A 20,422-nucleotide genomic window follows, 5' to 3' on the forward strand; every position below is an offset into this window, starting at 1 on the left:
CGCGGGCAGCCGCGCACTGGCGCACGCTCTGGACGGTCCGACCCACGTCCATCGTGGTGCTCTCGGCTAACTTCCGTTTGACCTCGAATCCTGCCATCAGAAGAATGGCCCGCGTCGCCACGTTGCTCGCATCCTGCGGAAGAGGGGAGGGGATCGATGAGGACGACAGGCCGGCAGATCCTATCGGCGACAGGGCTCGCATTCGTTCTCGGTGCCGTTCCGGCGCAGGCCGACGCATCGGAGCTGAGCGCCGGAATTGGCTTGGGGTGGATCCAGGCTGGCACCGCGACCCGCCTCGCGGTCAGCCCGCATGCGGGAATATCGTGGCGCATCAAGAGCAACATCCTGCTTCATGTTCACGATCTGCTCAGCGTCGTGCCGCCAATTCAGATAGGTGGGGCCGGTGTCTACAACAGCGCCATGGTCGCGCTCGGAGTTGGTTGGAAGAATGGCGATTTCAGCGTGGGCCCATCGTTTGCGATCTACTACATGCCGGCATGCGGAAGTGTCTTGTGTGGGCACGTTGCCGGGATGGCGGCAGGCGCGCATGCGCAAACCACCGCGTACGTTGCCGGACCGCTCGGCGTGTCGGTAAGCGCGAACGTGGACTGGATCGGCGGGAGCAGCCTTGTGCTCCCAGGTTACGTGTCGGTGCTCGTTGTCGCCGGCCCCGTGCTTCGATGGAGTGTGAAATGAACGCAAAAAGAATTTTGCTACCGATTCTGGCTATCGCCATCTGGTTCCTAACGGCATGCAACTGGACGGTAGGAGACTGCTATCCCCGCGAGGAGTGGGAAGGGGGTGCAGGTGCAGGTGGCCCAGTCGGACCGCCCGTTCCCATCTACACCTCCTCCGCATCCGGGGACTTCGGCGACGCGCCGCCGGACGGCCCGCGAGATGGCAGCGGGCGGAAGATCCAGTGCAACAAAACGGACGACGACGAGGAGAGCCAGAGCGACAGCTCGGAGAGGCCCACTGCTAGCCCGACGAGCCCGCCAGATCCCTGCCAGCAGAGCGGCGCTCCGCAAATGGGTTGCAACATTTCGGTGTTCGAACCGTCGATGTTTCAGTTTGTTACGATCGTAGCCTACGACGGCACCGTGGCAGGCGGTTGGCAGGAGGCGAAGGCGGGGTTGGTGTTCAGACGAAATGTCCGAGGCGTCGACGCGTGTATGGTTCACATCGGGATGCCATTGCGATCTGCGGCTTGGGGGGATATCTCGGCGGAGAGGGCAGCGCTCATCAGTTCCGATCTGGTGAATCAGATAGCTGCAAGGTTTTATGAAGAAGGGATCACCGATCTTCCGCCTGGTGTGTTCTGCGAGAAATTCAAGGGTGAGATGCGCCGACGGTTTGAGAAGGATGAAAATTACAAGGGCCTCGGTGCCAGACTTATGAATTGATCCTCCCCTACTTCCCCAGACGCCCCCGGGGTTAATAGGAGGCAGGGATGGGACGGAGAAGGAAGAGAACATTCGCGCCCGAACTCAAGGCGGAGGCGGTACGGCTATGAAGCACAGTGTTAGAGATCTGCTGGACGTTGTCTACAGATATTACCCACGTGGGATTGGCGGGATCGAGCAAGCCGACATTCAGCGCTACAAGGAAACCGAGGAGTACGGCCGTCTGGTCGCCGCGCGGCGGCGCGCGGCAGCGGACGAACGTTGGCCCGCCTTGCTGCGTCGGATCGAAGGGCGATTCCCTGATAGCCATGTCATGAACGATTCGCTGCACCTGCCTACGGGGTGCTTGGACGCTTGCTACTCTTTTTCATTTTCTCTGGCAGCAACCGGTCGAACATTATGGTTCAAAATTAGTTTCCTCGCTCCTTACTATATTGTCTATGGTTACCGCCGGGTCCAGTTTGTGAGGCGGCCAGAGAGATTTAGGACTGTCGTTGGCGGCATAATGTTCTTCGTTTCACAAAGTCCGCGCGACCCGGGGCTCGTGTTGAATTCCGATGAAGAAAGGCTAATGAGTGTCACGTTCGATGAATCGTTTATTGACTTCGAGCTGTCGGCCGACGAGCTGCCGTATGTAGAGTGGATCGCCCGCGACATTGAAGCGACCTTCGGTTGTGAACGCATGCCGCCTGAGATCGGCGTCGTGCTCGTGCCGGACGTGACGGTGAACTTACCGACTGTCGGTGACGCTAGACTCTATGACTGCCTCTTTACGGCCGGTGCTGAATGGGTGCCCTCCTCGCCATGTGAAGTGCGGACACCTGGCGTAGACGTCGATGCGAGCAGCCTGACAGGGCGATTCGTCGCCGTCCTCGAGGTGCTCGCGTCACTCCACCGCATCTTGTGGACGCTGACGCCAGAGGTACAGGAGGCTCAAGCGCGGGGAGCCTTTTTCGGGGGGGTGACAACAGATGGGGTCCTGCGCAAAGATGAAGTAATGAGAGTGCTTGCGAAAATTCGGGTGCTCATGGATCCGCCGAAGACTCCCCGCGGCATCGCTTCCAAGCGCGAGCTCGAAGCTGCCATCCGCGAGCTCGAAGCGCTGGTCGCTGGGTGGGATGGTGAAGGAGAGCCGCCAGTCTCCATGGTCGCTTGGGCCTCGAGCTTTCTGGCAAGTGGGCTCGTGGACTCGGACCCCAAAGCCTCCTCATAACCGTCGTGCGAGCTCCGCGCTGTCGTCCCGTGATGTGACCGCGGCTATTCAGGAAACCGAAGCGTCTCGTGGGCCTCGCCGCTCTCTCCCACCGTCGTGCTGCCATCGTGGTTCCAGCTCGTGCCGCCCGGGCCCGGCAATCCGATCTCGAAGGTGACGCCCTCGAGCGTGAGCTGGTCCTCGTCGAGGTAGGCGATGCCGATCGAGTCGCCGCCGCGACCTGGGCCGCCGTAGCCGCCGGGCCCGCCATCGCCGCCCTGGCCGCCGGAGCAGGCGGCGAGCTCATCCCGCAGCGTTCCGCCCGGTGCGCCTCTGCCGCCTCTGCCGCCGTCCTGGGGTGGCCCGCCGTCGCCGCCCGAGGCGCCAAAATCGGTCGTGATCTTCGTGTCGCGCACGGTCACCCGGGCGTGGAGCGCGAGGACGCCGATGGACGGCTGTCCGTTCGCACCCCCGCGGCCCCCGCGGCCTCCGCAACCGCCGGCCCCGCCCGAGCCTCCGCTTGGGCCTCCCTGGGAGGCCACGCCGCACCGGGCGAGCCCACCCCAGCGACCGCCACCGCCGCCGCCGCCCTGGCCCGGCGTGCCCCAGGTGCCATCGCCCCCCGTGTCGCCCTCCCATCCGGTCTCGGTGAGGCGTCCGATGCCCGTGCCGGGCGCGCCCTGTGTTCCCGGAGCCCCCGGGCCCCCAGGGAATCCGGTGGAGCAACTCTGGTTCTCCCGCTCCCCGAGACCGCCGCGCGAGGGCGACGCATAGGCAGGCTCCCCGTCGCCTCCATCCTCGGCGCTGTCGGGCAGCCCATCGCCTCCCTTGCCGCCGACGCTCGTGTGCCCGCTCTCGCACCGGTTCACGGGCGCAGGCCCGCCGGCGACGATGGTCGACGAGCACGCGTCCCCACCGAACATGCCATCCGGTCCGTCCGGTTGGAGGTGCGGCCACCGCTCACCATCGATGCCTCCCTCTCCTGCGTTGGCGGAGATCTCGCTCCGCAGGATCTCCACCGCCGTGCTCGACTGAACGAGCACGCCGACCGGGCCCCATGATGGGATGTGGAGATCGGCGATCGTCGACACCCCGTCCGCGGCCCCGATGTCCTCGGGGCCCGCGGGCTCGACGATCACCACGGGGCCGTGGACCGCCCTGTGGTTGAACAGGGTCCATGGGCGCATGGGGTCGCGCACCCATTTCCGGCAGTGGAAGCCCCCGCGGAGATCCACGCCGGAGGGCACCCTGATCTGATTCACGATGAACCCCTCGTTGCAGAGGAACACGCGCCCTCGTCCTGCGCGCGCGAGCTCGATGGCACGGTCGATGGTGTACACCGGCTTCGCCTTCGTTCCGGGGTTGCTGTCGTCGCCGCCACCGTAGTTTCCGGCGACGAACACGCCGCACCCATCGTCGAGGATGTCGGCGGCGACGCGCTCGATGCAGACCGACTCCGGGGGCGGCTCGTCCTCGCACGAGGTGCCTTCACAAAGCGTCACGCCAGGGTCGTTCACGCCGTGGGCATTTCCGCAGCCGATCGCCCACGGGGACAGCAGAAGGACCAAGGTCGCTGCGGCGCTCTCTTTCATGTGCGTCTCCTGACGTGCGATGTCAATACGGGACGGTTCATCGAGGCGGTTCCACGGCTGGCGCATCGAACCGGTACCAGAACAGCGCAATCCCTTCTTCCCCCTGGCCGGCGCCGCTTTCCTGGATTGTATTTCCGCCGCGGCCCCCCTTACCGGCTTGTCCGGGCGAGACCGTCGCATCCTGCGCGATGGTCACGGAGGCGCCCACGGATCCGATGCCGAGCGAATGGCCCCCGAGACCGCCGCCGGCATCGCCCCCGCGGCCGCCGTTGCCGCCGGCTCTGCCGTCGCACCCTCGCGCCGTGTCAGTCAAAAGACTGCGTCCACCTCGGCCGCCGCCGCCGCCAAGGCCGCCCCACTGGCCCGTTCCGCCGACCCCGCCATCGCCGCCCTTCGCCCCGAGGACCGTGCTGCCGGCCCCGACTGTCAGCTCGCTCCCCTGCAACGCCACGATCGCGATGCTCGCGCCGCCGTAGTCGCCCCCCTGGCCCCCCTTGCCCCCGCAACCGCCGCTGCCGCCCGACCCGCCGGCAGCACCGCCCTGGGGCCGACCTGCCGGACACGCGTTCATGGTGGAGTCGCGCCCCTTGCCGCCACCACCACCGCCGCCGCCCTGACCGACGCCGCCCTTCTTCCCGTCCTCTCCGCGCACGCCGACCCATCCGTCGACGTCCAGGAGGCCAGCGCCCACCGCGCCGGCTGCGTGCTCTGCATCGGCGCCGGCGGCTCCGTTCAGTCCTGGCGTGCACGGCATGCTGGACGCTCCCCTGCCAGGCAGGCCGCGGTTCTCCGGAGTACCGACCGGTTCCGGCAGTCCTGACGTCCCGTCGCCGCCCGTCTCGAGGCCTCCATCGCCCCCGTAGCCACCCGTCGACTCGATGCCATCGCCGCACACGGTCACGACCGGAGCGGCGCCCGGCGCCACGTCCGCGGTGCAGGCGTCCGCGCCGTTGTTCCCCACCACGCCGGACCTCGCGCGGAAGCTCGACGCGTCCTCGCCCGGCTCTCCATCCTTGCCATCGCCTGCGAGGATGTCGCTCGCCCGCACGATCGCCCTGGCCCCGGCGCTCAGGATCATCGCGATCGACGACTTGCCATCGCTCGCGGACGCATCCGCCGCCTTGGCCCGCACGCCGAAGATCATGGACATCGCGTCGTCCCCCGCGAGGACCGCACCGCTCTTGCCCCCGAGGACCCGCACCGGGATCCCCGCGGGCGGTGCGATGACGGTGAGCTCATTCGGCCCGCCGAACGACCCGTCATACGACCAATCGCCGCCGGAATCACAGCGACGGCTGCCCCAGAGGTCGACCCCCGAAGGGAGCGTGATCGCCTCCTCGAACAACCCGCCGCACGCGTACACGCGCCGGGTCGGCGCCTCGCCGCGCCTTCGACCGCTCGCCGCGAGCCCGATCGCGTGTTGCAACGTCCTCACCGGCGCGTCCTTCGTGCCGGGGCTGTTGTCGTCGCCCTCCTCGCTGACGAACACCCCGCACAGGTCGAGCGCCCCCGCTGTCGCCGGATCCCCATCACAAGGAGACGGCTCCGGCGGCGGAATCTCGCACAGGTAGGCGTCCGCGCAGCTATCCGAGTAGCACCCCGTGTTGCTGGCCGCTCCGGCCAGACCGAGCGCGATGGATGCCAGCGAGCGGAGGACCCCTCGACCCGTGGATCTAGAACGCATGATCTCGCCTCCGCCTCACCAGGCTCCTTCGAGGAGCACGCCCGCCCGTTCGCTCGTTGCCATGGGGACGACGCGGACGCCAGCGGCGCTCGGCCCGCCACCGAAGACCGCGACCTCCGTGAAAAAAGAGGCCGCCGTTGCCACGCCAAACACGGCGCTCGTCACCAGCGACACCTTGCCGAGGGTGGCGAACAGGTCTCGCTCGTTCACCTGATCGCGAATGTCGGCGCACGCCGCCGGGGCGCTCGCTTCCCGGCAGGTGTGCGACGTCCACCCCTGCGCGCGACGCACGACGTCTCCCTCGCGCAGATTGCTATGGACGACATGCGCGCGCAGGAGAAAGACCGCGCCGGCCGCCGCCGTCGCCGTCGTCACCGCGATGCCGCCGATCCGCGCCGTCCCCGGCCAGAAAGCCCACCGGCTGGGAGGCCCCGTGCGCGCAGCCGCCGGAGCGCTCGGGGCCAACGGCGCTTCCTTCGGGGATCCCGGCGCGCCCTCCTTTTCGCTGCTCACCGCCCCCGCCGCCGCGCGCGGTAGATGCATCGTGACGTTGTACTCGGTCTTGGCCACAGCCCCGAACGAATGAAACGCTTCCTCGCGCCCCGGCGCCCGGGCCCGCACCATGTGTTGACCCGGCTCGAAGAAGAGCCTGTAGGTCCGCGCGGCCTGGCCGAGGCGCTCGCCGTCGATGAGCACCTCGGCGTCCGGCGGATCGACGGAAAGATAAAGTGTCGCGACATGCGGCGCTGCCTTGCGCAGTCCCTGCTCGAATCGTTTCTGCTGCGCAACCGGCAGCGCCTCACGTTGCTCAAGGCTCCAGGCCAGGTGCTCGGCCGCATCGCGGTACTTGCGCAATGCGAGCTCACATAGGCCGAGCTCGCCGGCGATCTCCGCGCGCTCTCGCTCCGTGCTGGACGGCGGGGTGGCTGCTTCGAGCGCTGCCCTGTAAGCGGCGTATGCCTCGTTCCATCGCCCGGCCTCGCGCGCTCGACGGCCACGCCGGACATGGTCCTTGACCGTGGAACGGTCGCTCTGTCCTGGCAATGGATACGGTTCTTCTGCGCTGGCCGCACCGGCCAAGCCCGTGGACGCGAAAGCCGCCAGCCCAATCACGAGCAGGTGCGCACCGCAACGCATGGGGGGACGGTACTGACGCCCGACGCTCGGTGTCAACCGGCACAAAGCGCCGCAAGATAGCCGTTTGGTCGAGAATTCGTGGTCGGATGGTGGAATGGGTCCGTCCGCTCCGTGCGCCGGTGATCTCGTGGCCGAATCACGGCGGGAAGCGGCGATCTGTCCTACATTGTCCGACCGAAGTGGGCTCGTCCGTGCACTTTGCCGACCCCGAGAGCCCCGCTCAGGTGTGCTACGGGCGTGGGCAAGCCATCGGGCCTCTCGGGCACCTTCGAGCTCCTCCGGCGCCTCGCGAGGCGTCATGGGGTGCCGGCGCGACATGCCGAAGATGTGGCGCAGGACGCGCTCCTGCGCGCGCTGGAGGCGAACCGGGGGATCGGGCCGGACGGGGATGACGCGCCGTACCGCGTCACGATCGCGTGCAACCGGGCGCGCAATCATGTCCGTGATGCGCGCCGTCGGGGCGAGGTCCTGACGTCGTTCGAGGAGCGCGAGATCCGGGCGGAGCAGCCGACGCCGGAAGAGCTCCTCCGTGCTCGGCAGCGGGAAGCGTTGATGCGCCGCCTCGTCGGCCAGGTCGACCCGAAGTACCGGGACGTCTTGATCAAGCACGACCTGGAGGGGATCCCGCTCGCCCAGATCGCCGCGGAGCTGGGTCTCCACCCCGAGGCCGTGAAGACGCAGCACCGTCGCGCGCTCGAGCAGCTCGAGGCGGTGACGCAACGCTGGAGAGCGCAGCAACGCTCGCGCGGATGGGACGACGCCGCCTGCGTCGCTCCGCTGGGGCTCTACCGCCGCGAGGGCTGGGTCAGCTCCCTGGGCCGCTGGCGCTGGAGGATCGTGTTCCAGGGCGCAACCCTCGCCATCGCGGGCGCCGTCGTCACGGAGCTGATCTTCCCGTCGAGCTTCTCGTGGTGGTTCCGTTCGGCCGTCGATGAACAACATCGGACCGAGCCGGCGGCGGAGGCTCCGGTGCCGCGCCCGGCGGCGGAGGCTCCGGTGCCGCGCCCGGCGGCGCCGAGCGACGGACGCGCTGGGGGACCCGTCGCTGCGCCCCCAGGGAGCGACGGGGCGCCGCTCGCCGAGCACCGGGACGACGTGCAGGCCGGCGCCAGGGCGAGCAGGCCGCACGCGCCGTCGATCGCGGCATCCCGCGGCGCCCCGCCGCCGGCGATCTCGAGGCCGGAAGCCATCAGCGCGCGCGAGAAAAGCTTGATCCGCCGAGCCCGAAGGGCCTTCGAGGACCACACCGCGGAGGCGGACCTCGAGGCGCGCCGGCTGCTCGAAGCCCACGCGCAGGAGTTCCCGCGAGGGTGGCTCGCCGGGGAGCGCGAGGAGATGCTCAGGCAGCTTCGCTGAATCGTCGGCTGTCCATCGACAGCCGAGCAGGGGCGGACGACGGCGCTGTCCTCGGGCAGCGCAGGGCGGGGATCCGCCTTGTCGGACAGGGATGCTCACGTCCAGGAGGCGATGGATCATGGAAGACATGCTGGGTGCGTTGTGGCTCGTATCGCCGGTCGTCCTCGCGATGATGGCGTGCGTCGCGATCGGGTTCGCGGTCACGGCGCGCGAGGCGATGGGGCGCGAGCGCGGGCTCCGCGAGGCGCGCGAGGAGGCGCATCAGGACGAGGCGGCAGCGCTCACCGAGGCGAAGGAGAGGGCCGAGCGGGAGCGGGACCGAACCCGTCGTCTGCTGGACTGCCATGTCGACGCGCTCATCGCCGCGACGACCGACGTCCACGCGCGCCCCGCCCCGCGGCCAGGCCGCATCCTCGAGGCGTTCTGCGCCACCGTGCCCGGCTGGCATCGGAAGCTGGCTGACAGCACCGGGCTGGCACCGCGAGATCTGGAGCGCCTCCTGAGGAGCGATCTGCCCATCACGCCCGGCCTGGCCGCGCAGCTGGAGGCCTTCACGGCCACGCCTGCTCGGTACTGGGAGCGCCTGTGGCGGCTGCACGAGGACCACCGGACGGACGCGGACGACACCGTGGTGATCCCGCGCGGTGAGCCCATCGCCCGCGCCCGGCGCGAGAGCTCGGCGCGCCCGGCGGCGCTGTCCACGTCGATCCCGGTGCCGCCAAGTCCCCCCGCGATGCCGCCTCGTGCGCTCGATGTCCCCCCGCCCGTGGTGCCATCGCTGGAGCTCGCTGCCGGGAGCCCACGGGCAAGGCTCCCGCAGCCGCCCCAGCCGCGGCTGCGGTCGCCGCTCCCTGCTCGCGCCGGGGCGGGAGCCGAGCTCGCGCGTCGTGCCGTCAACCTGACGAGCTTCCCGCTGAAGCATGAAGAGCGCGGCTCCAGCCCTGGACGCGGATCCGATGGGGAGGACGTCGAGGGCTCACCGCTGAACACGACCCTGCCGGGCGTGGGGAGCCATGGCGCAGCCTAGCTGCGACACGCGTTCGATGGGAGCGGGCTGCGCTTGGGAGCGCGCGCTGCATCCGGAAGGCCATCGGAGGGCCAGGAGGGCAAGCCCAGGGGACAGCTCGAGGGAGGATGAGTGGAATCCGACGACCAGAGATCCAGGCTCAAGTCATTGGTTCAGCAGATGGAGTGGCGCGTCGTTCCGTTGAGCAAGGGGCATGTGCAGGCGCTCATCGAGGAGGGGTTCGATGCGTATTACAGCGCTCCGGCCGGCAAGGTGGCGACGGCCCTGCTGACGTTCGCTCGACGGGTCCTGGACGAGGCGACCCCTGGGCGTCGGAACGAGCCTGAAGTGGCTGAGACCCGCGCGCCGATCTGCCGCATCGCGCCGCTCGAGGAGGCGATGAATCACTGGGTCGACGGCGACGAGGAGGGTCGACGTCGGGTGCTTGCGATCCTGGATGCGATGGGCGCCAAGGACCCCGCCGCCCGCGCTGCGCATGCGGTTCTGTCCTGGGCCGCGCAAATCTACAAGCTCGCGAGGAGCCCGGATGTGCACGGGTAGTCCGCGCTGGTGCTCCGGTTGAACCCGACGCACAGGACGGGCGCGCTGCCCGCCGGTTGGGCTCGCATTGGCGACATGGCTTCCGAGGGGTCCCGAGCCGGGTCACGCTCCCCTGAGAGCCCGGGGCGGCCGGCAGATCGCAACGGTTCGCGCTGGCGAAGTCGTCTCCTCAGGGATCCGGGATGGACGGAACGAGAGCCGCCGCGAAGACCGCGGGGCCGCGCGATCGGCGCGCTGTCCCGGCACCTGCCGGAGTGACACTACGTGTGCCCGAACGTTTACAGGAGAGCATGCGAAATGACACTACGTGTGCCCGAACGTTTACAGGAGAGCATGCGAAATGACACTACGTGTGCCCGAGCGTTTACAGGAGAGCATGCGAAATGACACTACGTGTGCCCGCGCGTTCACAGTCCGGGATGCTGATGGACTTGCGCACCGGAGCGGGGCGGTGCGAGGCGTTCCTGCCGAGCACCTGCGCGTTGCTTTCTTGCTTTCAATGAAAGCCAGGTCACGGCCGCGCCCGGCGGCGGTACACCTTCAGGATGGCCAAAGCCAAGACCAAGAACAAAGACACGGGGAAGGCGCCTGCGTCGCCTCCCGCGGAGAAGCACTCCTACCGCGCTTGCTACAAGCGCTTCGCCCCGGAGGCCCTTGCGCTTCCGGACCGGGAGGTCGAGCTCTGTCGCGCCGACGTCCGGATCGCCTTCGCCAACGTGAAGCAGGGCGTCGCGGCGACCTGCGCCGATCCGGCGCGGGTCCGCCGGGCGCTGCCCGAGCTGCCGCTCGATGAGGTGCTCGCGCTGCCGGATCTCGGCCGGGCGCTCGTGTTCGCCTCGACGCGCGTCACCGCCAGGCCGGCGAGCAACCGCGAGATCGAGGCGAAGCTCAAGGCGGTGGCCGAGCTCCGGGAGCCGATGCTGTCGCTCGCCGAGACCCTAGCCAGGCGAGGGCTCTTGCCCAGGGACGTCGTGGCGGAGATCCGCGCCGGCTCCGGGAAGTACGACATGGCCAGCGACGGCATGGCCCTGGCCCATCTGTACGACGAGCACGCGGAGGCGCTCCGGGGGAAACACCCCTTCACGCGGGAGGAGTTCGACCTCTTGCGGGAAGCGAGCGAGTGGCTGCTCGACAACCTCACCCCCGACGGCGCCCGCCGGCCCGCCGCGAAGCAGCGCGGCGAGGCCGAGGCGATGCGCGACCGGCTCTGGACGCTCCTGGTCCGGCGCCACGCCCACCTGCGGAAGATCGGCTACTACTTCTTCGGCGATGCCTTCGAGGACGTCACCCCGAAGCTCCAGTCGCGCGTCGTCAAGGCCGCGGGGAAGCAGGAGGACGACGAGGAGGAGGTCGGCGAGGAGGAGGCCGACGAGGAAGAAGCCGGCGCGGAGGAGGTCGACGAGGAAGAGGCCGACGAGGAAGAGGTCGACGAGGAGCCCGCAGCGGCGTCGCCGTGAACGGCTCGCGACCGGCCGAGATCATGAGTCGTCCCGCCTCCTAGAGCACCGATCACGTTGAACAAGCGAGAGATCAACCGCCAAGGCGCCAAGGACGCCAAGAATTGATTCTCTCCTTGGCGTCCATGGCGCCTTGGCGGTTCGAATTTCTGCATTTTCAGGGGGGTTCAACCCGTTTGTCGCTCTAGCCCACCGAGGCGGGCGCATTCCGCCGCCCGCCTCGGGCGGAGCGCTATCACCCCTTACAACCGAGCGAGCCGGCCATCGTCGAGCAGCACCCAGGGGGCTGAAGCCGAGTACGCCTCGGTCCCGGCGATGGGCAGGCTCGGCGCGTCCGTGAGTCGATCGAGCCCCTCGTCCCGGAGCTGCTGTCCACGTTCGGTGAGGCGATAGACCTTCGAGAGCATCGGGTGGCCAGGTGGTTTCGGACCGGGAGCGCGCTCCACAGCGGCGCCCGAGTCGTGTCGTGCCCACTGGGCCAGACGATCTCCCAAGAACAGGTCCCCTGTGCAGGAGACGAGATCCCGCAAGTCCACGCCGAGCTGGGATCGGTCGCAGATCACACGCACTGGTGCCTGCCACGCCTCGGTCGACAGGATGGTCAACAGGAGGTCGTCGTATCGGCTGAGGCGCAGGGGGCCATCCGTAATCCTTCGTGGAAAAAAGCAAGACAGAAGCCCCCACAAGGGGGCAAGCTCTGGAAATCCCTCGACGCCGCGCACGCAGATCTCCGCGAACGGCAAGGGGTTCTCATCGACGTAGCTGTCCCAGAGACGAACGGCACGATCATAGCGTTCCTGTGCCCAGGGGCGGGCCTTGCCGAGACGGTCCAGAAGGATGTCGTCCGGGTGGTTGGCCGCCGACGCCGAGCAGTTGAACGGCGGTATCCTCGGTGGTCCTGGAAATCTCTTCGCTGTGCCGAATACGAGCTCGAATTCGAGGACGAGGACGTCGTTGTGCGCGATTCCCAGGTGCCGCAGCCAGCTACAGATCCGCCAGAGGTTCACCCGGTCGTCCAGGCTCTCGGATGCCCACAAGACAATGGGCGGCTCCCAGCGGACATCGGAGGAGTAAAGCCGATCGAAGCCTTCGCCTGAATCGTCTTTGTCCGAACACTCTTCACACGAAAAAAACCACGCTTCGCGCACCCGGGTGTGCTCCAGGGGATCCCTATGGCTCGGTCCGATGAGAAGGTTTTCATGTGCACGCACGATGTTGGTGGCACCGAGGTTTACCAGACGCTCCGCTGTTGGCAGGTCGAAGGTGACGTGCGTTCCACTCAGAAGAGTCGGGGTGTTCTCCATGTTCCTTAAAATCCGCACCTGAAACAAGCCTCATATGTGTACGGTCTGTCTAGTTGGCAGTCGTCGCGGCAGATCTCGCAAAGGGTAATGCCATGACCATAAACGCCCCTACGCGTGCAGTGTCCACCAATGTCATAACATTTTTCGTAGCGCTCGGTGCATGCGTGGACTGGCGTGCAGCCTGCCATCAGTGCGGACGATTCACTGCCCACTTCTTCGCCTCCGCCGTCGTCTTCTTCACCGTTGCTCGGGAAATCTCCCGCCCCTACGGATCCTGTCGGGTATTCATCACCCCCACCTCCCGGCTCCACTGTGTCGCAGGTGTAGGACAAATCGCACGCCGACGCGAGGACCATCATGAGCCCGCCGCACAGCACGAGCGCGCTCGCCTTCCGTTCCAAGCCATATCCCATGTCTTCCTCCACATCCCGGTGAGCACACCGCTCTCTCAGCAGCAAGGCGGCGTCAACGGTGACCCAAGTCGCAGATGTGTTCGCATTGTGATTGCACCTGCGGATCGAGCCGCGGCCGGCGCTTCGCTGGACCGAGGATCGCGTCGGTGCGCTCGGCGTTGCTGCCGCCCACCGGGTGGCCGGGCGCAACCAGCGCGTGCCGCAGCGCGACCGCCCCGACGTGGAGCAGGGCATCGTGCTGGCAGCCCGGCGCTCGATGTGTCGTGGCATGTACCGGCCGGCCTCCAACGCCGAGCTGCACGCGGCGCTCCGTGCCCGGCTCTACGGCGTCCGCCGGCGTCGTGTGTCGCACTACCTCAAGAGCGCGTACGTGCGTCATGCCGTCCTCCCCCCGAGCCCGTTCGGCATGCTCCGCGCGCGGGTCGGCTCGATCCTGGAGGCGCAGGTCGCGGCGCATGAGGTGCTGGAGGCCATGGCCGACCTGCCGACCTGGTAGCTGGAGGCGCTCCTCTCCGTGGGCGACCCGGAGAAGCGTCTCGGCGTACGGCCGGCGGCGCGGGATGAGTCCGCACACGACGCTGAGCCGCTGCGTATCGCCAGGGAGGCGCTGGCGCTGACCCAGCGTCCAAGACACGCATCGACCGCGAGGTGTTCCGCGAGCTGGTCGGCGTGCTGCGCGGCTAGACGTGCTCGAGCGTCACTTCCTGCGGCGCGAGCCGAAGGAGGACCGACGAACATCTGTGACGTCAAGTACCAGCACGAGGCCCCGCAGGTCAACGGCTCGCTCGTCTCGTGAAGCGATCGGCTCTTCCTGCCGATCGCGTTCGTGGGCTACCCTCTCGCTTCCGCCATGGACGTTGCAGCTTTCGTCGAGAAGTGGAGCGCCTCGGGCGCCTCCGAGCGCGCCAACAAGGACCTCTTCCTCGCGGAGCTCTGCGACGTGCTGGGCGTCCCCCGGCCCGAGCCGGCCACGGGCGACCCGGCCCGCGATCGGTACGTCTTCGAGAAGCCCATCCCGATAACGGTTGGAAATCCACCTGGTTGATGCTCTCTCGCTCGGGCTGGTCGACGGCTATCGCGCGTGCGAGCAAGCCATTTCCCGCCTGAGCGAAAAGCGGCCTCCAGCCACCCTATAGAGCGTACGGGCAGCGCTGACACGGACCGCGCTCGCGGGCGACGCTGGCGCATGGGAAGCTCCGTCCGCGCGGCCGCCAGAGCGCCGTCAACGGTAGTCGGCGGACGGCCCCGCGACGGCCGCGCTCGCGGGCGATGCTGGCGCACCGGGGGCGTGATGCAGCTCGGGGCGCGCTGGGATCGTCCGTGCGCCATCACGGCGAGATGGACGGGCCGCCGATGCCAGGAGCCAGGCAAGCATTCGCGCGCTCGCGTCAAACAGGCAATTTGGAGATCTGTCACGACTATCACGGACTATGGGACCGGCCCATCGGGAGGCTGGCAACAGGCTTCCGTTCGTCTGAAGATCAAGCGGTGGGTCGACGTGCTTCCGGAGCTCTGGGAATGTCCGCAGATGACGTTTGGGATGCCAGTGCGAAACAGAACCCAGGGATATATTCCAGCAGACGAGGCCGCGCGCATCAGTGCCGGCGTAGCGACCAGAGCTACGCGAAAGGTGATGAGGGAAAACCTCACTATTCCACAGGGGATCTACTGTATCAAGCTAAAGGAGGAAATGCACGCCAGGCTCCGCGAGCGCGTGGATGGAGCCAGGGTTACCCAGCCATGAAGCACTCGATCGAAGAGCTGTTCGATGTCGTGTATGGCCACTATCCTCGGGGGCGGCCGTACGAGGAGCTGGGCCGCATGCAAACGGAAGAGAATCGACGGCTGGAGGACGCGCGTCGTCGAGCCGGGGCCGATTGCGAGCGGTGGCTTGGTATGTTGCGGCGCCTGCGTGAGCGGTTTCCAGAGAACGCTATCGAAAATTTGTCGGTCCATCTGGCGACGGGGAGGTTCGATGCCTGCTATTCCGGGGCTCTCTATCTTCCGGAGAGTGTCGGTGAATATCGGCGTATGATTAATTTGAATTTGAGTATTTGGTTCCTTATTATGTTATCTACAGATCGCGCCTGGTTGATGCTGTCGAGGAGACCGAAGAGGGGGAGGCGCTCCGCGCGACGTCGCCTCGCGCTGTCACCATCTTCGTTCATGATACGGTCTATGTCCTGCCCGCATGGGTCGGGAAGCTGATCAGGCTGGTCAGGCCCGAGCTCGTCGAGCCGCCACCCGAGGAGCCAGAGCGACGGCAGGACGTCAGCTTCGATCTGTCGCCCGACGAGCAGCCGTATGCTGCGGGGATCGCCGAGGAGATCGTGGCGACCTGGGGATACGAGCCGATGCCGCCGGAGGTCGGAAGAATCATCGTGCCCGATGTGGCCACGGACAGCCGCCCCTTGGGGGAGGCGACGCTTTACGACTGCCTGTTTTCGGACGACTGGTAGACGCACACTTCGTGCGTCTCAGGATGCGGGTGAGCTGGCGAGCAGGACCCGCCATCGCAAGGATCGGGAGGGCACGAGAGGAATCGACCGGGGATGCGCCCGGATCAGCGCGTCACGCTCTCGTCCGGGCCGCCGCCCTTCGGCGGCTCGTACGGCTCGGGGCTCTTGCCGACGGTCCTGAGGTTCACGAGCTTGTTGAGCAGGTCGAACCAGAACGGCGCGCCGAGCGAGGCCGCGGCCGCGGTGATGAGGATGCCGGGGCTCACGATCCGGTCGAGCACGCCGCGGAGCCACCGGACGACGCCCTCGCCGAGGAGCGACGAGAGCGCCCCCCAGAGCTTCGGGAAGCTCATCTCCGCGGGGGGCTCCACGCCCCAGGTGATCTCGAGGTCGAGGCCGGTGAGCCGCTTGTGCGCGCTGCCGCCCTGGGAGAGCGCGGCCATCACGTCCTCGTCCTGGTCGAGGCCGCCCTGGTGCGGCGCGGGGCGGGGCGCTGACTTCGCCATCTCCTGCGCCGCCGCGATCATGCCCGCGCGCACCACCGCGTCGCGCGAGAGGGCGCCGGCGAGCTTCAGGCTGTCGGCGTTGAACCCCACGCACAGGACGAGCGCCGTGGCGCTGATGATGAGCTGCGCCCGGCGCTTGTAGCGGCCGGCGGCCCGGTCCATGGCGTCGTTGAACCACCGCTCCAGCCGCACGTTCGCCTCGCGCACGTCCCTGACCGTGCAGTCGACGAGGGTGGCGAGCGCGCGCCGGAGATCGCTCTCCCCGGGCATCCGCGCGATGAGGCGCCGCAGGTCGTCGAGCGGGTCCTGCTCGCAGCCCGGCAGCGCCGGCTCGCCGCCCGGCGCGGACGGGGCCGCGGCGGCGCCTTCGGGCGGAGGCGCGGGCGCGGCGGCGCCTTCGGTCGGAGGCGCAGGCGCCGCGGCGGTGGGCAGCACGGTGGCCGTACCCCCTTCCGTCTGCCCGGCGGCCGCGGCGGCGCCGGGCAGCGCGGCGGTGGCGCCCTCCGTCTGCGCGGCGGGCGCGGCGGCGCCGGGGGGCGAATGCGCGGCCGCGGCGGCGCCCGGCGGCGGCAGCGCGGGCGACGCCTCGGGGGCGCCGGGCCAGTCGATCTGCCGCAGCGTGTCGAGGAGCGCGGCCACGAACACGTGCGACGGGATGTAGGACGGCCCCACCCAGCCGTACTTGAGATCCTTGATCAGCGGGTGCAGCCGGAGCGCCTCCGCCAGCGGGGAGGGGGGCGGCCCCGGCATCAGGCGGGTGCGCGCGAGCTCCGCGGCCCGGCGGAGCGCGCGCTTCGTCGCGGGCTCGCGGAGCGCGGCCTCGCGGAGCGCGCCCTCGCGGGCGGCGAGGGTCCGGCGCACGTGCGGGTCGAGCGCGCGATCCGCGAGCATGATCTCGATGCTCTGCGCCAGGTTGAGCGCGCGCAGCCGGAAGACGCCGGCGAGCGCCTCGTAGATGGCGGAGCAGAGGACGCTGAGCAGGAAAAAGACGCTGACGAGGCCGATCGCGATGTCGAGGGTCGTTCCCATGGACCTCCGGACGGGCAACGCGCGCGGCGGCGCGCAGCGCCGGCCGGCGCGCCCCACGGAGCTCCCCCGGCCAGCAGGGCAGGGAGGAAGAGCCGGCCTGGATAGCGCCCGTTCGTCCCCCCAGCGATCCGGCAGCATACGCCACGGGGCTTCGCGGCGCGAGCGCCAGAGAGCCCCTCGATGCGGCGGCAACCTGGTCTACCATCCGCCCCGTGACGAGCACGAGTCGCACGACCTCCAGCCTGCCTCCCGAGCCGCGGCGCAGCGAGCCGCAACTGCGCACCTCCTGGGCCAGCGAGAAGGCCGAGATCGCCCGGGCGCAGCGCCCCAGGCGCGACCGGCTCGTGCACGAGCCGCCGCCGGCGTCGCCGCCCGGGACGCTCGTCATCGAGGGCACGGCGCGGCCGAGGATCTTCGTCATCGATTACGACGCCGAGGTCGTGGTCGAGAAGGAGATCCAGAGCGTGGAGGAGTGTATCCCCTACCTCACGGACGACCGCCCCTCCATCACATGGGTCGATGTCCGGGGGCTCGGCGACAAGCCGACGTTCGAGCGGCTGGGCGAGATCTTCCAGGTCCACCCGCTCGCGCTGGAGGACATGGTCAACGTGCCCCAGCGGCCGAAGGCGGACGTCTACGGGGGCGAGCAGATCCTCGTCATCTCGCGGATGGCGCAGGCGAGCGAGGCCGGCCACCTGCGCACCGAGCAGATCGCGATCCTGTTCGGCAGGAGCTTCGTCCTGACGGTCCAGGAAGAGGCCGACTGGGACGTCATCGAGGTCGTGCGGGAGCGCATCCGCGGCAGCCGGGGCGCGGTGCGGGCGCGGGGCGCCGACTACCTCGCCTACGCGCTGCTCGACGCGGTGATCGACGGCTTCTTCCCGGTGCTCGAGCGGCTCGGCGAGCGCATCGAGGACCTGGAGACCGAGGTCCTGACCGCGAAGAGCCCGATGTCGAGGCCGATCCACGACCTCAAGCGGGACCTGCTCACGCTGCGGCGCGCCATCTGGCCCCAGCGCGACCTCGTGAACACGCTGCTCCGCGAGGACAACCCGATGATCACCAAGGACACCCGGCTCCACCTGCGCGACACCTACGATCACGCGGTGCAGCTCATGGACATGGTCGAGACGTACCGCGAGCTCTGCTCGGGGCTCATGGATCTCCACCTCTCCGGGATGTCGAACCGGATGAACGAGATCATGAAGGTGCTCACGATCATCTCGACGATCTTCCTCCCGATCACCGCGATCGCGGGCATCTACGGGATGAACTTCCACCGCGAGAGCTCGCCGTACAACATGCCGGAGCTCGACTGGTATTACGGCTATCCGCTCGTCTGTCTCCTGATGCTGGCGAGCGTCCTCGGGCTGTTCACCTACTACCGCCACAAGGGCTGGATCGGGAAGGACGACGACCACGGCTGAGCGCCGCGCGGCGCGCGGCGGATCAGCGCTCCTTCCGCGGGGAACCGGCGCTGGGCGGCGGGGCAGCGCCAGTTCCGCGGGAAACCGGCGCTGGGCGGCGGGGCAGCGCCAGTTCCGCGGGAAACCGGCGCTGGGCGGCGGGGCAGCGCCCGTTCCGCGTTCCCTTCGTGGGGCCCTTCGGTATAAACTGACGATCGGCCTCATGAGGCATCGTGGACGCTGGCTCGCTCTTCTGCTCCTCGGCGCGGCGGGGATCCTCGCGCTCGCCGGCTCCCGGCGGGGCGCCTCCTCCGCGCCCAGCCTGGAGGGGCCGTCGCGCCCCCTGCGCTTCGAGAAGCGGCTCGACGTGGAGGTGTTCCAGCGCGGCAACCTGCACACGCACACGTCGCGCAGCGACGGGGACAGCGCGCCGCTGGATGTCGTCCGCTGGTATCGCGAGCACGGGTATGCCTTCGTGGCGCTGACGGACCACAACCAGCGCGTCGATCCCGCGATGTTCCAGGAGCTCCGGCGCGCGCCGGATTTCACCGTCGTCCCGGGGGAAGAGGTGACGATGACGGCGGAGGGGCGGCCCGTGCACGTGAACGCGCTCTGCACGCGGCGGACGATCGGCGGCGGGCATTTCGCGACCAAGGGCGAGGCGCTCCGGTGGGCGATCGGGCGCGTGCGGGCCCAGGGGGGCGTGGCGCTCATCAACCATCCGAACTTCGACTGGGCGCTCTCGGCCGGCGACCTGCTCGGGGCGGCCCGGAGGGGAGGGGCGGCGGGGGCGGAGCTCCTGGAGATCTGGAGCGGGCACCCGTACGTGCACACGCGCGGCGACGCGACGCGGCCGTCGCACGAGGCGCTGTGGGACACGGTGCTGACGGCGGGCGGGGCCTCGGGGTGGGGGATCGCGGGCGTGGCGGTGGACGACATGCACCAGCTCGTGCCCGGGTCGAGCAGCCCGCCCGCGGGGCCGGGGCGCGGGTTCGTCGAGGTGTTCGCGCGCGAGGCGTCGAGCGCCGCGATCTGCAGCGCGCTCGCCCGGGGGCGGCTGTACGCGTCGACCGGGGCGCGGCTCAGGCGGCTGTCGGTCGCGGAGGACGCGCTCTCGGTCTGGCCGGCGGCCGCCGGGGCGGTGGTCGAGTTCGTCGGGGCGGGCGGTCGCGTGCTGGAGCGGCAGCGGCTCCTGACGGGGCGGGCGACGTACCGGCTCCGCGGCGGGGAGCGCTACGTGCGGGCGCGGATCACGCAGCCGGACGGGAAGCGGGCGTGGACGCCGGCCTACGCGACGGTGGAGTAGGAAGCAGGCACATCGCCTCTCGCGATCTCCACGCCTTCAGCGACAGCGAGCGGCTCACGATGGCGCATCTCGCCAGTTCTCGATGGTGAGGGGATAGCCCAGCTCCTGGACCCGGGAGTAGTGCCGGATATTGCCGGTCGCGACGCCAACGCGGTGGCGGAGAGCAATTGCGGCGTTCTGGGCGTCTCCCACGTCGATCCCGCGACCGGTTCGTTCGAGCTCGCCATAGATGACCGCCGCGAGGTCGGCCGATCGCTGATCCAGCTCCAGAACCTCGATATCCTCGAGCATCCTGCGGAACTCGTCGATCCGGCTCGCGCGCTGCACCTGCTGCAGGCCCTGGATGACCTCGAAGACCGTGATGGCCGTCAGCGTATAGCGCCCGTGCTGCGAGAGATAGACGCTCGCCCTCGCGAGGACTGTCGCGTTTTTCCCCTTGAAGATCTCGGACCAGATATCCGTGTCAACGAGGGTTCTCATCATCGAGCCCTCTCGCCCTGCCTCGCGCGCGCGCTCCCGCCGTGAGCTTCTCCAGCTGATCGGCGAGCTCGGGATCATCGGCGAGCCAGCCGAGCGGGGAGACCTTCGGGCCGGGCGGTGATGCCTCGCGA

At 68.8% G+C, this 20,422-nt stretch carries 18 protein-coding genes; 12 read left to right on the plus strand and 6 right to left on the minus strand.

The genetic code is table 11. The features are described from left to right. The first annotated feature begins 156 nt into the window (after positions 1-156). From WMF31_RS07110 to WMF31_RS07120, 3 genes are all read left to right on the plus strand, one after another. Positions 157-696 (plus strand): hypothetical protein, encoded by a 540-nt coding sequence (locus WMF31_RS07110; protein ID WP_436601197.1) that lies wholly within the window; start codon positions 157-159, stop codon positions 694-696. After that, the gene (locus WMF31_RS07115; RefSeq protein ID WP_436601198.1) at positions 693-1,403 is read left to right on the plus strand and encodes a hypothetical protein; all 711 of its coding nucleotides are present in this window, start codon (positions 693-695) and stop codon (positions 1,401-1,403) included. Before WMF31_RS07110 ends, WMF31_RS07115 begins: the two co-directional genes overlap by 4 nt. A 106-nt stretch (positions 1,404-1,509) precedes the next feature. Continuing rightward, a complete protein-coding gene (locus tag WMF31_RS07120; RefSeq protein ID WP_436601199.1) occupies positions 1,510-2,616 on the plus strand; it encodes a hypothetical protein in 1,107 nt (368 codons plus the stop codon). A gap of 44 nt (positions 2,617-2,660) precedes the next feature. Here the strand turns inward: WMF31_RS07120 and WMF31_RS07125 are convergent, their stop codons facing one another. From WMF31_RS07125 to WMF31_RS07135, 3 genes are read right to left on the minus strand one after another with little or no spacing between them, the layout of a single operon-like run. Continuing rightward, positions 2,661-4,187 carry a hypothetical protein gene (locus WMF31_RS07125; protein WP_436601200.1) on the minus strand — a complete coding sequence of 509 codons (1,527 nt, stop codon included), beginning with the start codon at positions 4,185-4,187 and terminating at the stop codon, positions 2,661-2,663. Between the two features lie 37 nt (positions 4,188-4,224). Beyond that, the gene (locus WMF31_RS07130) at positions 4,225-5,871 is read right to left on the minus strand and encodes a hypothetical protein (protein WP_436601201.1); all 1,647 of its coding nucleotides are present in this window, start codon (positions 5,869-5,871) and stop codon (positions 4,225-4,227) included. A 15-nt stretch (positions 5,872-5,886) separates the two neighbouring features. Beyond that, positions 5,887-7,008: a hypothetical protein gene (locus WMF31_RS07135; protein WP_436601202.1), complete on the minus strand. Its 1,122-nt coding sequence runs from the start codon at positions 7,006-7,008 to the stop codon at positions 5,887-5,889. A gap of 237 nt (positions 7,009-7,245) precedes the next feature. Here WMF31_RS07135 and WMF31_RS07140 point away from each other — a divergent pair, with 237 nt between their 5' ends. The 4 genes from WMF31_RS07140 (at position 7,246) to WMF31_RS07155 (ending at position 11,388) form a co-directional block, all read left to right on the plus strand. Next, positions 7,246-8,364: a sigma-70 family RNA polymerase sigma factor gene (locus tag WMF31_RS07140; protein ID WP_436601203.1), complete on the plus strand. Its 1,119-nt coding sequence runs from the start codon at positions 7,246-7,248 to the stop codon at positions 8,362-8,364. A 127-nt stretch (positions 8,365-8,491) separates the two neighbouring features. Then, positions 8,492-9,391, plus strand: a complete 900-nt coding sequence (locus WMF31_RS07145; RefSeq protein WP_436601204.1) for a helix-turn-helix transcriptional regulator — start codon at positions 8,492-8,494, stop codon at positions 9,389-9,391. 111 nt (positions 9,392-9,502) lie between these two features. Then, a complete protein-coding gene (locus WMF31_RS07150) occupies positions 9,503-9,931 on the plus strand; it encodes a hypothetical protein (RefSeq protein WP_436601205.1) in 429 nt (142 codons plus the stop codon). A 545-nt stretch (positions 9,932-10,476) separates the two neighbouring features. Further along, complete coding sequence (locus WMF31_RS07155) at positions 10,477-11,388, plus strand: hypothetical protein (RefSeq protein WP_436601206.1); 912 nt, start codon at positions 10,477-10,479, stop codon at positions 11,386-11,388. Between the two features lie 242 nt (positions 11,389-11,630). Here WMF31_RS07155 and WMF31_RS07160 read toward each other — a convergent pair whose 3' ends face one another. Next, complete coding sequence (locus WMF31_RS07160; protein WP_436601207.1) at positions 11,631-12,692, minus strand: hypothetical protein; 1,062 nt, start codon at positions 12,690-12,692, stop codon at positions 11,631-11,633. A 504-nt stretch (positions 12,693-13,196) separates the two neighbouring features. Between WMF31_RS07160 and WMF31_RS07165 the strand changes: the two genes are divergently transcribed. The 3 genes from WMF31_RS07165 to WMF31_RS07175 all read left to right on the plus strand — a co-directional run bounded on the left by WMF31_RS07165 (position 13,197) and on the right by WMF31_RS07175 (position 15,564). Further along, complete coding sequence (locus tag WMF31_RS07165) at positions 13,197-13,601, plus strand: hypothetical protein (RefSeq protein WP_436601208.1); 405 nt, start codon at positions 13,197-13,199, stop codon at positions 13,599-13,601. A gap of 354 nt (positions 13,602-13,955) precedes the next feature. Beyond that, complete coding sequence (locus tag WMF31_RS07170; protein ID WP_436601209.1) at positions 13,956-14,150, plus strand: hypothetical protein; 195 nt, start codon at positions 13,956-13,958, stop codon at positions 14,148-14,150. A 1,009-nt stretch (positions 14,151-15,159) separates the two neighbouring features. After that, the gene (locus tag WMF31_RS07175; RefSeq protein ID WP_436601210.1) at positions 15,160-15,564 is read left to right on the plus strand and encodes a hypothetical protein; all 405 of its coding nucleotides are present in this window, start codon (positions 15,160-15,162) and stop codon (positions 15,562-15,564) included. A 104-nt stretch (positions 15,565-15,668) separates the two neighbouring features. Here the strand turns inward: WMF31_RS07175 and WMF31_RS07180 are convergent, their stop codons facing one another. Continuing rightward, the gene (locus WMF31_RS07180) at positions 15,669-17,099 is read right to left on the minus strand and encodes a hypothetical protein (RefSeq protein WP_436601211.1); all 1,431 of its coding nucleotides are present in this window, start codon (positions 17,097-17,099) and stop codon (positions 15,669-15,671) included. A gap of 212 nt (positions 17,100-17,311) precedes the next feature. On the opposite strand from WMF31_RS07180, the gene corA reads away from it, so the two are divergent. Together corA and WMF31_RS07190 are read left to right on the plus strand one after the other, a co-directional pair. Continuing rightward, positions 17,312-18,526, plus strand: a complete 1,215-nt coding sequence (gene corA, locus WMF31_RS07185) for a magnesium/cobalt transporter CorA (RefSeq protein ID WP_436601212.1) — start codon at positions 17,312-17,314, stop codon at positions 18,524-18,526. 202 nt (positions 18,527-18,728) lie between these two features. Further along, positions 18,729-19,811 (plus strand): PHP domain-containing protein, encoded by a 1,083-nt coding sequence (locus WMF31_RS07190; protein WP_436601213.1) that lies wholly within the window; start codon positions 18,729-18,731, stop codon positions 19,809-19,811. A gap of 54 nt (positions 19,812-19,865) precedes the next feature. On the opposite strand, the gene WMF31_RS07195 is transcribed toward WMF31_RS07190, so the two are convergent. Then, positions 19,866-20,294 (minus strand): PIN domain-containing protein, encoded by a 429-nt coding sequence (locus tag WMF31_RS07195; RefSeq protein ID WP_165373437.1) that lies wholly within the window; start codon positions 20,292-20,294, stop codon positions 19,866-19,868. Positions 20,295-20,422: the final 128 nt, after the last annotated feature.

This window comes from Sorangium sp. So ce1036, assembly GCF_051369805.1.
In the GTDB taxonomy this organism is placed as follows: Bacteria; Myxococcota_A; Polyangia; order Polyangiales; family Polyangiaceae; genus Sorangium; species Sorangium cellulosum_F.